Origin of the sequence: Helicobacter macacae MIT 99-5501 (genome assembly GCF_000507845.1) — a bacterium.
In the GTDB taxonomy this organism is placed as follows: Bacteria; Campylobacterota; Campylobacteria; order Campylobacterales; family Helicobacteraceae; genus Helicobacter_B; species Helicobacter_B macacae.
Genome location: NZ_KI669454.1, coordinates 912,292 through 925,626, shown reverse-complemented (window position 1 = coordinate 925,626; position 13,335 = coordinate 912,292). Strand labels below are relative to the sequence as shown.

The following is a 13,335-nucleotide window of genomic DNA, read 5'->3' as shown; positions in this document are numbered from 1 at the left end:
AAAATATATTAAGCAGGGCTTAAAAAACAAAAAAAAAAAAAACGGCAAAATTTTTCAAAAATTTCTTTTTTTTTTTGAGTAAAAAATAAGTTTGGTGTTTAGGTATCTTAGAAGCAGATTTTTTTGTGGAGAAAGTATATAGCAGATAGTTTGGGAAGATTTTGGATTTTATTATGAGGGGTAAAGATTTAAGAAAAATAAAAAATCCCCAAAATGATTTTGCACTTTAGATGATTTATACTAACGATTTCACTGAAAAACTAAAACAAAATCTTTAGTAAAATCTTTCTAAAACGCGATTTTGGGGATTTGACAAAGGTTTGATACAAAAGGCTTGATAAAGGGTGGCTAAATGAAGCCACCAAAAGCCTAGTGCTTGTGCTCGCCAGCTTTTTCTTCAGGCTTGTGCTCGCCACCACCGTGATGAGGACAACCACCGCCTGTGATACCAAACTCTTTTTTTGCTTCTTCGCTTAGCGCGTCAATCTTTGCTTTGAACTCTTTCCTTACGGACTCTTCATAAGCACGAAAATCTTTGACTTTGAAGTTTTCAGTCGCTTTGTCATAAGCGGCTTTTACCTTGTCTAAGAAAGCCTTTTTTGCTTCGCCCTCAAGCTTGTTCGCTCGCTTGATAACCTCTAGCTTCAAATCTGCTGCATCAGCTGCTTTTAGCTTGCCATTATTGAGCTTGATAAGCTCATCATCACTATTTTTGCTATAATCAGCCGCATAGCCAACAGACGCCAAAGACACGCTTACTAAGCCTGTCATCACAAGTTTTGCCATTCTCATAGGCACTCCTTACATTTTGAGATAAACTTGCATTATACACACAATGTGTAAATTTGATTTTTAAAGTGGGTAATTTTTGTGGAAATTTTTGTGGGAGCGTTACTTTTTGTCGCATTTTTGGATTTTGGCAGATTTTGCTAGATTTGTTTTGTGTAGATTTTGGCAGCAATGTCAAATCCCAAATAGCGAATGAATAACAAGTGAATAACAAGCGCAAAATGCAATAAAACGCAGAATTTGCTAGGTTTTGGCAAAAAGTTTATGTTTTTTAAAGCAAAACATTGCTAAAATCTGCGCTTTTATTTTACGCGAAAGGATAGCTTATGCTAGAAGGAAAGATTAGAGAGAGTATTTCAAAGGCGAATGCAAAAGCCCTAAGGAATGATGGTTATCTAATTGCCAATATCTATGCAAAAGGCGTGGAAAATATCCATTGCGCCTTTAAGATAAATGACTTTATTAGAACCATTAAATCAAAAACCACGCTTGTTTTTCCCGTCAAAGTCGGGGGCAAAACGCTAGATGTGGTTATCCAAGAGTATCAAAAAGACCCTGTGTATGGGACGATTTTGCATATCGACTTGATGATAGCCCAAAAAGGCGTGCTAGCAAAATACAAAATCCCTGTGAAAACCAAAGGCACGCCTGTGGGGCTAAAAAACAAAGGCGTGCTTTTGCTAGCAAAAAAACGCATAAGCGTCAAAGCTAAAGCAGAAAATCTACCAAATGCTTATGAGCTAGATGTATCTGCGCTTGATGTGGGGCATAGCATTTTGGTGCGGGATTTGCCACAAAATGAAGGTGTGCAGATTACCGAAAATCCTGCCAATGCCGTAGTAAGCGTAGTCAAAGCAAAATAAGCTCTATAAATAGTTGCAATCCATAAAAATGAGTCAAAGAGAAATGCTACTAAAAAAAGTAGCTTCTCTTTGCTCATCTCCACTTCAAGCAAACACTTCAAAAACCTCCAAAAATACCTCGCAAGGCACAAAATCAAACACAAAATCAACAGATTCTACAAGCACTATAAATCCTCCCAAAGACGCCACGATACCGCTTATAAACACAGCAAACCCCATAGATTCCCCAAGTTTTTATAATGATTTTTTTGCCCTGCTAAAAGAATCTCGCCAAGATGATAGCGAGCATCTTACCCAAAATCTACAAAATCCCCTCATAATCGTAGGGCTTGGCAACCCAACCCCCAAATACACCAATAATCGCCACAATGTCGGCTTTATGATTGTCGATAAAATCGCGCAGATTTTGAGGCTAGAGTGGGAGAGTGCAACAAAATTTCAAGCCCAAATCGCTACGCTAAAACACCCTTTTATGACAAACACAAATATTCATTTGCTAAAGCCACAATCTTTTATGAATCTATCTGGCGAGCCGCTAAAAAACGCGCTAAGATTTTATAAAATCAAAGATTTTATCGTCCTGCACGATGAGCTAGACATAGATTTTGGCTCTATTCGCTACAAAGTAGGCGGAAGTAGTGGCGGGCACAATGGACTAAAATCTATCGATAATGAAGTGCATAGCAAGTATATGCGAGTAAGGTTTGGCATAGGGCGAGAAAAAGAAGTGGCGATAAGCTCTAGTGAACAATCACTATCTACACAATCTTGCGATAAATCACACGCGCAAAGCACGCAAATAGACAAATCGCTAAAAAATCATCAAGTCATCTCTTATGTGCTTGGGGATTTTAGTGAGGAGCAGCAAAAAAGGCTTGATGACTTGGTGCTGCATAGTGCGCTTAGCGTGCTATACTTCATCATCACACGCGACTTTACAAAAACGCAAAATCTGTTTACGCTAAATTCCACGAAGCAAAAATAAGTGCAACAAAGCGTAACAAAGTGCAACAAAAAGGATGGAAGCAAAAGAGGCAAAATTAGTGAGGTAAAAAAGTAAAGTGAAAAATAAGGGAGTAAAATCAAGTGTAGATTCTCTCCAAAATCTCATTTGAGATATTTTGTGCTAGATTTTGCTAAGATTGTTGATTTTGGCATAAAATAACAGATAAGCAAAATCAAGCGCAAAATCTAGCAAGCAAGACAAAAACAAAAAGGACAAGTATGCCACGACTTAGGTTGTTTTTTTTTATCGGGCGATATTATATGCGCTATTTTTTGGTGATTTTTATCGCTTTGGAGCTGTTTTTTGTCGGTATTGATAGCCTCCAATACGCCGATAATTTCGCAGAATCAGCCAACCTTGTCGTGCTATTTTTTGCCTATGATTTTATGTATGCGGTAAATTTCACACTTCCTATCTCGCTACTTTTGGCTATGGCGATTTGCTACCTCACACTTATCAAATCTAGTCAATACACCGCATTGCTCGCACTTGGGTATTCTAGGCGTAGGCTTTTGCGCCCTGTGCTTTTGCTTAGCCTTGCGCTTACTTGTCTTTATATCGGGCTAAATGCCACGCCATTTGCTTATGCTAGAGAAAAGGTAGCGACATTTTTCAAAGACTCTTCTAGCACACCTACAAAAGATTTGTTTGTCAAATATAATCAAAGCTATGTATTTTTTGGCACGATAAATTCCCTAGCCCAAGCAAACAATGTGCGTGTGTTTGAAGTCAATAAAGATGAAAAAAAACTTGAGTCTTTTATCCAAGCAAAAAAGGCATATTTTGAAAATGATGTTTGGGTGCTGCAAGAAGCAAAGACGCAGGTTTTGCCAAGAAGCTGGAATCTAGGCAATGCTGGCATTGCAAGTAGCACCAAAGATAGATTGCCGATTTTGGAGAAATTTAATCCAAAAGTGCTAGATTCTTTTGCGCAAGCAAATCCATCGATTTCGATTGTTGACGCGCTAGATTCTCTCTCCCTCTTACGCTCGCAAAAAATCTCCACCGATAAAGCCCGCTCGATTTTGTATTCACTCATTTTAGTCCCACTTTTTGTGCCATTTGTGGCGATTATCATCGGGTATTATACTCCCTCTCTTGCTAGGTATACAAACCTCTACTTGCTTGGATTTTGCTTTATCATTTTTGCACTACTTGTGTGGGGGCTGTTTTTCGCACTAAGTCAATTTGCGATTACAGACATTATCTACCCTGAAATCGCCGTGCCTGTGCCTATTGCTATACTAGCTAGTGTAGCAATAGCGTATTATGCAAGGCTAAATAAAAAGGCGGATTAGGTGTGGGCAATCAACTAAAATCGCTTAAAGCCAATACACGCTAAAAAACACAGCTAAAAACAAAGGAAAATACAATGTCAAAATTTATCTATAATTTCAAGGGTATCGCTAGAGCGTTTATGCCTCGCGCCTTTTTTCAAGCAAGTCTATCTAGCAAAATCGCGCGGATTTTTAAAGACTTTGATGAAGCTACTTTAGAGAGTATCGCTAAGCGCGTAAATCACTATCACAAAATCAACTCCTCCTTTAGCCTACCAATGCCAAACTTGCTCGCTTCACACACTTCTAAAGGCGAGCAGTGGAAAAAACCTCGCCTAAGTCTGCAAACCCCAAGTGTAGGATTTGTGGGGGATAATAGCCCATCAAGTCTATACTCGACTGTGTATTATTATGACTCTTATGAGTGGAGTAGGTATTTTAGAGATAATCTTTTGTGGGCTTATGAATTTGGCGATGTGAATTATTACTTAGACACTCCTGCGATAACAAAAACACGACCGATAGAATCTAAAGCAAAATCTAAGGCAGACTCTGTGAAAGAATCTAGCAAGGATTTTGGTGGAGAATCTATCGCAGAGGGGGAGGGGGAATCAAACCAAAATAGCATTTTATTGCAATTAGAAAAAAATAGGCATTTTTGTTTTTTCAAAGACAAAATCCCTTATGCAGACAAAAAAGACGCATTAGTCTTTCGTGGGGCGTGCTTCCAAGAGCATAGAAACAAATTTTTGCGAGAGTTTTTCCACCACCCAAAATGCGACATAGGCGACACAAGTGGTAGCACGCACAATGTGGAATTTGCAAAGCCAAAAATCTCAAAAGAAGCACATTTAGAATATAAATTTGTCTTAAGTTTGGAGGGAAATGATGTCGCTAGCAATCTAAAGTGGGTGATGAACTCAAACTCACTTTGCATAATGCCAAAGCCAAAGTATGAGAGCTGGTTTATGGAATCAAAGCTAGTTTCTGGCGTGCATTATGCAGAGATAAATGATGAATATAGCGATATAGAATCTGTGATAGAGCACTACCTAAGCCACGAAAACCAAGCGCAAGAAATCATAAAAAACGCACAAAATTACTGCGCGAAATTTCAAAATCCTCGCATAGAGGAAGCGTGCAATCTACTTGTGTTACGAAAATATTTTGCTTTGAGTGGGCAGATTGATATAACTAGAGAGGAGTGCGAACTATTTGGAATCTAGCAAAATTGTGGCGATAAATTGGCAATAAATTTTTGTGCGACTTTTTGCGATAAATTTCAAATGTGGTAGATTTTGTTTTTTAGTGTTTTTAATTTTGATTGTTTTTGAAGTGCGCTGCAAAAATGTGTAAAAACAAAAAAGGATAATAAATGGATTTTTTCTTAGCACTAGAATCTGTGCTTTTTTGCAAAGATATAGATTCTCGTTATGCGTTGTTTAGGGATTTGTATGAGGATTTTCTCTCTCAAAAAACCACACTAAATCACAGCCAAATCATAAACAAAGATTTTGTCTCGTTTTCGCCCTGCAAACTTACAGAACCCACTAAAATCCACCGAAGCAAAAGCATAAAGTCAAAAGAAAGTCTTGGCAAAACACTGCATTCTATCGCGCACATTGAATTTTGCGCTATAAGCCTTGCGCTAGATTCTGCATATCGTTTTAGGCACTTGCCAAGAAGCTATTATGGGGATTGGCTTGGTGTGGCAAATGAGGAGTTTGGACATTTTTTCTTACTGCGTGATTTGCTAGGAGAGATTGGGTTTGATTATGGGGATTTTACATCGCATTTTGGGCTATATGAAGCGATGAGTGCGACAGGAGAAAATCTCATTTATCGTATGGGAGTGGTTCATCGCGGGCTAGAGGCAAAAGGACTTGATGCCAATCCTTTTGTGCTAAAAAAATTGCGACAAAGTGATTTTGGGGGAGATAGATTTTGTGGATTTATGAGTGAGGTGGAGCGGGTGTTTGGGATTATACTGCACGATGAGATAGCTCACGTAAGCAAAGGAAGTAAATGGTGGGAGTTCGCCCAAAAACAAGACAAGATAAAAGAAAGTGGGGATAAAAATGATTTAAGCAGAAAAAGCTGTGGGGATTTCATAGAGATTTGTAAGAAGTTTAGCGGATTTGTTCTAGCAGGGAAAATCCTAAATGTTCAAGCAAGGCTAGAGAGTGGCTTTAGCAAAGAGGAGTGTGAGAGGATAGATAGATTTTATAAAGATAGATTTAGCAAACATAGTGTAGATTTTGCAGAAACTTAGAGTATTTAGCGTGAAATAGTGTGAAATTTGATTTTGGCTTTGCCTGAAATGGCAATTTTTGTGATAGCAGATTTTGACTATACAAATTTTGGCTATAATGCCAAAGCATTTTTCACACCTTAAAAAAGACAACCAATGAAAGCAAAAAAACAACAAAAAAATCCGCAATATTCTACACAAACTAATAAAATCCTAAAACGCATACTAGATTTCCACTACGAGTCCTACAACTCACAAGAAGCGATAAATAGGCAAAATCTAGACCCTCTACTAAAAGTCAAAGAATATATAAACAATAAAAAGAGCACAAAAAACCTAGATGAGATTGCTTATATCGCGCTTGTTTGCGCTCTTTTTGCTTATGGGAATGTTAGAGCGATTTTGAAGTTTTTGGATTCTTTAGATTTTGGATTGCTAGATTCTAGCGAAGAGATTGTGGCGAGCGATTTTCCATACTATCGCTTCCAAAAAGCAGTAGAAGTCAAGTTATTTTTTTTGGCACTTTGTGAGATGAAGCAAAATCGTGCGTTAGAATCTATTTTACATTTGCATAAATCGCATCCAAAGCCTATTTATCTGCTTATCAATGAGTGTATAGAAATGATTTGGCAAGTCGCAAAAAAATATGCCATAAAGCTAAACTACACGCTAGAAAGCCACACTTCAAAGCCTAATGGATTTGCGTTTTTGGTAGGCACGTCACTACCAAATACCTCCGTGCTACCTAGCTCGCCACTGAAGCGGTGGAATATGTTTTTGCGCTGGATGGTAAGGGAAGATAATGTAGATTTAGGATTGTGGAGGGAGTATATTTGCCCAAGCGAGCTACTTTTGCCACTTGATACGCATACATTTGGCGTATGTCGCGCTTTAGGATTGCTAAATCGCAAAAGCTATGACTTCAAAGCGGTGCTTGAAGTGAGTGAAAATCTAGCGCGATTTGACAAAGATGACCCGATAAGGTATGACTTCGCGCTATATCGGCTAGGACAAAAAGGCGTAATAAAAAAAGGAGAAAAAGTAGATTTTGCAAAACTTTTGGTATGTGAGTAAAGTCTGTGAGATTTTTAGGAATATTTTGGTAATTTGCAAAAAGGCTGGTTCTGTGGCTTTTGTGCGTTATTGTTTTATCTCTACGCTATTACCACGCTACTTCTCTTCTTCTACGACAATGTAGAGCTCTTTTAGTCCTTGCGCTTGAAGCGTATCCATTACTTGCACGAAACTATCAAGATTGCTTTTAGAATCGCCATTTAGGATAATAGGCGTGTCTTTTTCGTAGCTACGAAGTGCTTTGCGTAGCTCCTCTAGCGATACATTGTCGTTTTCGATATAGTATTTTCCCTCGCTATCAATAGTTATATTCACAGGTTTTTTGGGTGCGGCTTCATTTGAGTGCTCACCATCGCTTACCTTTGGGACATTGACTTGTATGCGCGAAGTGTTGATAAATGACGCGGTAGTCAGCACGATGACTAGAAGCACAAGCATAATATCAATAAAAGGCACAAGATTCATAGAATCCATTTTTTTCATTGCCATTTCTTACACCTTATGAAATTCTTTTGTATATTTTTTTCTCATCAAACGCGCGGTGGATTGGTTGTAGAGCCTGCACCTAGTGTGCTACCCTGTGGCCTTAAGTTTTGGGTGGATTGCTGGGTAGTGGTTGGCTGTGGATTTTGGGTGGTTCGTCCTACCTGTCCTTGCATTTGAGCTTGCATTTGGGCTTGTCTTTGCATTTGAGATATTTGAGATTGTTGCGTGGACACTTGTTGAGCTTGGGCTACTTGCGCGCTACTCATCGGTCGAGTCGTTGCCACTCTAGGTGGATCTGTGTAGGGCTTATGATGAATATCCCATAGCGTTAGCACGACATCTGCTTTTCTTGTTAGCAGGTTATATGTTACGATACTTGGTATTGCCACGATTAGCCCAGCAGCTGTGGCTTTTAGCGCGAGAGAAAGCCCCGTCATTATCGCGCCTGTGTCTACATTTGAATCTGCGCCGATTTCTACGAATGTTATCATAATCCCAGCCACAGTCCCCAAAAGCCCTATATATGGAGCATTTGAACCGATAGTCGCCAATAGCGTAAGTCGTTTGTGCAAATCAAGCTCTAAAAATCGCCTATCGTTGTAGTCATCAACACGCACTGTGGCAAAAAACCACAACCGCTCAATAGCGATAGCCACAACCACCACAGATAGCATTCCCAAAAACCCTAGCACACCGTAATCTACCATTTCTTTCACGGAAAATTCCTTCTCTCAAAATTCAAAGTAATTACGGATTATAGCACAAATGCAATGGAATCTATAACACTCTCTTTGGCATTTTTTAGAGTTTTTTGCCAAAATCTTTAAAATTCGCTCTCGCCTCTCTATCAAGGATTTTTTTCTTTAGGGCTTCGCGCTTATCGTGCAGATTTTTGCCCTTTGCTAGGGCGATTTGAAGTTTTACTTTGCCTTTTTTGTTGAAATAAATCATCAAAGGCACGATAGTAAGCCCCTCTTGTGATACTTTGCCAAGCCATTTGTTGATTTCTTTTTGGTGGAGTAGTAGCTTTCTAGCACGTTTCTCATCGGGACGGAAGTGTGGATTTACACTTGAGAGAAATGAAATGTGCATACCAAAGATAAAAGCCTCTCCCTTTACAAAGCGCACAAAGCTATCTTTGAGGTTGCAGCGGGATTTGCGAAGTGATTTTACCTCCGAGCCAAGTAGGACTACGCCTGCTTCTAGCTTTTCTAAAATCTCATAATCAAAAAGAGCTTTTTTGTTTTGGGCTATCATTTTTGTGGCTTTTGGATTTTTATTGTGCTTTTTTTAGTAAAATCATTACTCAAAAAGTGAGGGGGAATCTAAAGGCTTTTTAGATTCTTTCTTAGTGGACTCATTAGAATCTTGCTTAGATTCTTTGGCAAAATCTTGCGCTAAACCCCGTGTGCTACCCTGATTGGAATCTATTTTTTGAGAATCAATGTCTTTTGTTTCTTTTGATTGAGTCTGTGCTTTGCTTGATTGTGCTTCATCTAGTTGCGTTTCATTTAGTCGTGTTTTGTCTAATTGTGCCTTGTCAAAATCTGCCACATTACTAGAATCTGCTTTTGTGGATTTTGCTTCTTTTGTGGAATCTGTGGCGTTTTTTGCTACACCAAGTGCGCGAAAAAAGCTGCTTCCACTACCAGAGAAAAACCACCCCTCTCCTAGCTCTTGGGCGACTTCTAGCAGTTGTGGATATAGCGCACACGCAGGGGCAAACAAATCATTAAGTGTGGCAAGAGAAGCAAACCTTTCACAAGCATAAGAATTGCGCTGCATAGCTTGCCCATCTTGTGCTAAACCTTGCACTTCTCCAAAGTCTAGCACTTTTTGATTGCTAAAATCTGCAAACATATCTTTGGGGCTAAGTTTTAGGATTTGCTTTTCTATCATAGAGCGATATTGCCTATACACTGCGCGCGTATCGCAAAAAATATCAGGTGTGTAGATTTCAAACTCACTAATATCATCGCTTGGGATTTTGTGCGGTGTGATTTTCTCACCCACTCCCCCCACTTCTGCAAAATCCACACCACTTACAAAAAACGCCACATCTGCACCAACGCGCTTTGCCATAGCGTTTAGCTCCTCGTTTGATAGCTCAAGGCAAAACATAGAATCTATCCCATTTAGCACGCACCCAGCATTGGAGCTTCCTCCACCTAGCCCAGCACCTTTTGGGATATGCTTTGCTACTTTTATATGCACAGGTGGAAATTGTTTGGGGTATTTCTCTCTAAGAAGTCGCAATGCGCACGCTACGCTAGAATCTTTTGCATCACAGCCAAAATCCCCCTCAATAATGTCTTTGCCGTTGTTAGATTCTGTGATTTCTATTTCATCATAGAGTTTGCCTTTTATACGAGCGAAGCGGGACTCTAGCAAGTGATAGTTGCCATCAAAATCGATGATTTTTAGGTAGATATTGATTTTTGGGTAAGCTTTTAGAATCATTAGCGTAATTTAGCGTTTGATATGTTTAGAAAAATCTGTCAAAACCTCATCGCTAGCGGTTTTTACAGCTTTTTTGTTTTCTTTTATGACAGCATCTTTTAGCTCGGCACGAAGTATAAGCATTTTGGGTGGTGCTTCAAAGCCGAGCTTTACGCTTCCTCTATCAATAGAGACGACTTTTATCATCACGCTATCGCCAATGACAATGCTTTCATCTTGCTTCCTAGAGAGTATCAGCATACAAAATCCTATTACATAGATACTTGATGTTGCCATCTTTTAGAATCTCTATTATAGAGAAAAATTCGCTAAATTGAACTACGAAAATACCACTTTTGGTGTTTTTTATGCAAATTTTTGCACCATTTTTTATCAAATCCTCATAATGAGAATCCAACTCCAATCGCTCAAAAGGCAAAACTTCTAGCGGATTTAGAAAAATCTCTACACCCTTTTTTGCGCACAAATCCCCCTCTTTTGTGCGCTTTAGTGCGCTTAAAACCCCACTTACGCCTAGATTTTGTGCGATTAGCTCACCCAAAGAGCGCACATAGCTTCCTTTAGAAACTTCGCTTGAGAAGTGTAAAAATGGGTGGTTATATCCCAAAATCTCCAAAGAATACACACTCATCGTGCTTTGCGCTAGATTTACCTCCTCCCCAGAGCGAGCGAGTGCATAAGCCCTCTTGCCAGATATTTTTTTGGCACTAAAACTAGGAGGTGTGTAAGTGATATTCCCACACAGATTTTGCAAAACTTTGGTTATTTGGTTTTGGCTAAATTTTGACACACTCTCCACACCCAAAAAATTTTCTATATCAAGGCTTTTTGATTTTGCTCCAAGCCATAGCACCGCTTCATATCGCTTCGGCTCGGTGTTTATAAATGGCAAAAGTTTTGTATAAGCCCCACTTGCTATTAGCAAAGAGCCTTGTGCAAAAGGGTCGAGTGTCCCGCTAAAGCCAGCTTTGGCTAAGCCATATTTGCGCTTTATTTTGCCCAAAAAAGCATTGCTTGTGATAAAAGCAGGCTTATATGCCAAAATCAAGGCGTTTTGTGAGTGCGTGGTTTTTGTAAATGCGGTTTTTGTAGACATAGTTTTTGTAAATATGGTTTTTGCACTTTTTGTGATTTTTGTGGTGGATTTTTGATTTTGCAAAGATTTTGCCTAAATTTTGCCTAAGCGGTTAAATTGTAGTCGCTGCTAGCGAAACATTAAATAAATCTTATAAAAAAATACCGCACATAGAACGACAAACCCTACAAGCCCGATAATCTCTATCATTTATATAGCTCCTTTTATCTCAAATGCTTTTTGTGATTTTGCTAGAAAATTTGTGGATTTTGATTTTTTTTGCAAAAACAGATTTTAGATTCTCTAAAGTCGCTAAACTAAAGCCTTTGTGGATTTTGTGTCTTTATTTATTCATTCGCCTCTCTCGCTCTTCTTCCTCGTCCTCTTCAAAGTCTATGACTTTTTGCGGCTCATAGCTAAAAAGTGAGAGAGTTACGCCTGTGGTGGTGTTTTTAAAGATTACTCCCTCTTTTGTGCGGCGATAAAAAATCATCTCGCCATTTTTTTGGAATCTCTGCACTATGGCGGTGTGAGAGTTGGTGTTGGATTCTATGACTAAGCCCTCTGCGCGAAAAATATCTCGCCCTAGCAAAATATCATCAAACAAATCCCCATAGCTTACCTTGCCAAAAAATCTCTTTGCAGCGGGAATCTTTCGCACACAATCGCCCAAAATGCAGATTTTGCGCTTTCCTATCTCGATATTGCCAATCGTCTTGCCAGCAGCAAAAAGCTCAATTATGATTTCGTTTTTGGCATTCACACCCACAGTTGCGTAGTCATAGTAGCGGAAATTTTTTGAGTTGATATATAGAAGTTTTTTGGAAGTATCTTTGGGGGAGTTTTGCTCCTCTATTTTTGCCTGCTTTGCTTTGCCCTCCTTGCTTATAGGGCGATTGCTAAAAAAGTCTTGCAACGCTCCACTAGCACAACCTGTGAGGAAAAAGGCTAGTGCGACAATGCCTAAGACACTCAAAAATTTCTGCGAAAAAACACACTGCAGAAATTGCCATTTACCCTTTAGATTCATTACCTTTTTGCCTTGATGCTAATTTGTGTAAAATCCCAAAAAAAACATAAAAAATTCTAGGGATTTTGGATTCCCCCCTCAATCTCTCCCTCAATTTCCCACCTCCAAGAAAAGAAACAAGCAGGAAGCAATAAAGCAGATTCTCTTAGCCTTAAGCAAACTAACCAAAATTTGGCTAGTTAAATTTTCAAATCAAGTCTAGCTAAAACAAAATCTGCTAGCAAAATTTACCTCTGAAGCATATCACGCAAACAACGGCTACTTAGCACATTTGTGATATTTGTGCCACTTCTGCTATTTTTGCTACTTTTGCGCTACTTGGATTTATGCTTTGGATTTTCACGCTTTTGTTAGATTATCTACCACCCAAAGCGCGATACCATACGCGTCCATCAAGTTTTAGCTCCATTGTTACTTGGCACATTCCAGCTTTGCAATCCACATTTACCACATCTGCACCACGCACAAGGGCTTGGACTTTTGCCTTTACGCTAGAGCTTGTTACGGCCATATTTTCCACTGTGTCTTGTCCGTTTAGCTTGATACCATACATTTTTTCGCCCAAAAGTTTATACGCATCAATCATTGCTGCTCGTTTGGCAAGTGCAGTGGATTGTGCAGGCGAAATCGCATTTTGTGGAGCGACACCCGTGCCGACAACTTGCAACTCAATTAGGTTGCTAGGTGTTAGGTTTGGATTGTTTTGGATAATAGGCTCTGCACCCTTTGGAAGTGGTGCGCCATTTGCTCCTAGCACATCATCGTCATCATCGTTGCTCATAAGGCTACTTTGCAAAAGTGCGTTTGGAGGCATAGGCGTTTGCATAGGAGGATTGCCTAAAACAGAAGAATTACCAAAACTTGGTCTATCTAGTCCCACAGGCTGAAAATCCACGCTCGGAGGCGTGAGCCCTACTTGATTTTGCGCTGGTGTGCACGCTACCATCGCTAGTGCTGCTACAAGGCTAGCAGATATTGTCCTAAACTTTTGTGTCTTGCTTGTCATTGGAATGTCCTTTGTGAA

Annotated in this window: 13 protein-coding genes and 2 pseudogenes; 6 read left to right on the top strand and 9 right to left on the bottom strand. The window is 39.4% G+C overall.

Annotation, left to right across the window (positions count from 1 at the left end):
• Positions 1-369 precede the first annotated feature (369 nt).
• Positions 370-792, bottom strand: coding sequence for a DUF1104 domain-containing protein (locus HMPREF2086_RS04085; RefSeq protein ID WP_023927502.1), 423 nt, complete (start codon positions 790-792; stop codon positions 370-372).
• A 323-nt stretch (positions 793-1,115) separates the two neighbouring features.
• Between HMPREF2086_RS04085 and HMPREF2086_RS04080 the strand changes: the two genes are divergently transcribed.
• The 6 genes from HMPREF2086_RS04080 to HMPREF2086_RS04055 all read left to right on the top strand — a co-directional run bounded on the left by HMPREF2086_RS04080 (position 1,116) and on the right by HMPREF2086_RS04055 (position 7,260).
• Positions 1,116-1,652, top strand: coding sequence for a 50S ribosomal protein L25/general stress protein Ctc (locus HMPREF2086_RS04080; protein WP_023927501.1), 537 nt, complete (start codon positions 1,116-1,118; stop codon positions 1,650-1,652).
• Between the two features lie 43 nt (positions 1,653-1,695).
• Entirely contained in the window at positions 1,696-2,637 is a 942-nt protein-coding gene (pth, locus tag HMPREF2086_RS10725) for an aminoacyl-tRNA hydrolase (protein ID WP_023927500.1), read from the top strand.
• 239 nt (positions 2,638-2,876) lie between these two features.
• The gene (locus HMPREF2086_RS04070; RefSeq protein ID WP_023927499.1) at positions 2,877-3,956 is read left to right on the top strand and encodes an LptF/LptG family permease; all 1,080 of its coding nucleotides are present in this window, start codon (positions 2,877-2,879) and stop codon (positions 3,954-3,956) included.
• Positions 3,957-4,030: 74 nt separating this feature from the next.
• On the top strand, positions 4,031-5,161 hold the full coding sequence (locus HMPREF2086_RS04065) for a glycosyl transferase family 90 (RefSeq protein WP_023927498.1): 1,131 nt from the start codon (positions 4,031-4,033) through the stop codon (positions 5,159-5,161).
• 149 nt (positions 5,162-5,310) lie between these two features.
• Positions 5,311-6,207 carry a ferritin-like domain-containing protein gene (locus tag HMPREF2086_RS04060; RefSeq protein WP_023927497.1) on the top strand — a complete coding sequence of 299 codons (897 nt, stop codon included), beginning with the start codon at positions 5,311-5,313 and terminating at the stop codon, positions 6,205-6,207.
• 135 nt (positions 6,208-6,342) lie between these two features.
• The gene (locus HMPREF2086_RS04055) at positions 6,343-7,260 is read left to right on the top strand and encodes a TIGR02757 family protein (protein WP_023927496.1); all 918 of its coding nucleotides are present in this window, start codon (positions 6,343-6,345) and stop codon (positions 7,258-7,260) included.
• Between the two features lie 96 nt (positions 7,261-7,356).
• Here HMPREF2086_RS04055 and HMPREF2086_RS04050 read toward each other — a convergent pair whose 3' ends face one another.
• The 8 genes and pseudogenes from HMPREF2086_RS04050 to HMPREF2086_RS04015 all read right to left on the bottom strand — a co-directional run bounded on the left by HMPREF2086_RS04050 (position 7,357) and on the right by HMPREF2086_RS04015 (position 13,317).
• On the bottom strand, positions 7,357-7,743 hold the full coding sequence (locus HMPREF2086_RS04050; RefSeq protein ID WP_034560982.1) for an ExbD/TolR family protein: 387 nt from the start codon (positions 7,741-7,743) through the stop codon (positions 7,357-7,359).
• A gap of 305 nt (positions 7,744-8,048) precedes the next feature.
• Positions 8,049-8,462: pseudogene (exbB, locus tag HMPREF2086_RS12080) on the bottom strand (TonB-system energizer ExbB); the annotation flags it as partial.
• A gap of 85 nt (positions 8,463-8,547) precedes the next feature.
• Positions 8,548-9,018, bottom strand: a pseudogene (gene smpB, locus HMPREF2086_RS04040) (SsrA-binding protein SmpB); the annotation flags it as partial.
• A gap of 30 nt (positions 9,019-9,048) precedes the next feature.
• Positions 9,049-10,206, bottom strand: coding sequence for a 4-(cytidine 5'-diphospho)-2-C-methyl-D-erythritol kinase (locus HMPREF2086_RS04035; RefSeq protein WP_023927492.1), 1,158 nt, complete (start codon positions 10,204-10,206; stop codon positions 9,049-9,051).
• Between the two features lie 9 nt (positions 10,207-10,215).
• On the bottom strand, positions 10,216-10,446 hold the full coding sequence (locus HMPREF2086_RS04030) for a carbon storage regulator (RefSeq protein WP_023927491.1): 231 nt from the start codon (positions 10,444-10,446) through the stop codon (positions 10,216-10,218).
• Positions 10,430-11,365, bottom strand: a complete 936-nt coding sequence (truB, locus tag HMPREF2086_RS04025; protein WP_325063599.1) for a tRNA pseudouridine(55) synthase TruB — start codon at positions 11,363-11,365, stop codon at positions 10,430-10,432. The genes HMPREF2086_RS04030 and truB overlap by 17 nt, the downstream gene beginning before the upstream one ends.
• 259 nt (positions 11,366-11,624) lie before the next feature.
• Positions 11,625-12,311, bottom strand: a complete 687-nt coding sequence (locus HMPREF2086_RS04020) for an HP0838 family lipoprotein (RefSeq protein WP_023927489.1) — start codon at positions 12,309-12,311, stop codon at positions 11,625-11,627.
• 355 nt (positions 12,312-12,666) lie between these two features.
• Positions 12,667-13,317 carry an LPP20 family lipoprotein gene (locus tag HMPREF2086_RS04015; RefSeq protein WP_023927488.1) on the bottom strand — a complete coding sequence of 217 codons (651 nt, stop codon included), beginning with the start codon at positions 13,315-13,317 and terminating at the stop codon, positions 12,667-12,669.
• Between the last annotated feature and the right edge of the window lie 18 nt (positions 13,318-13,335).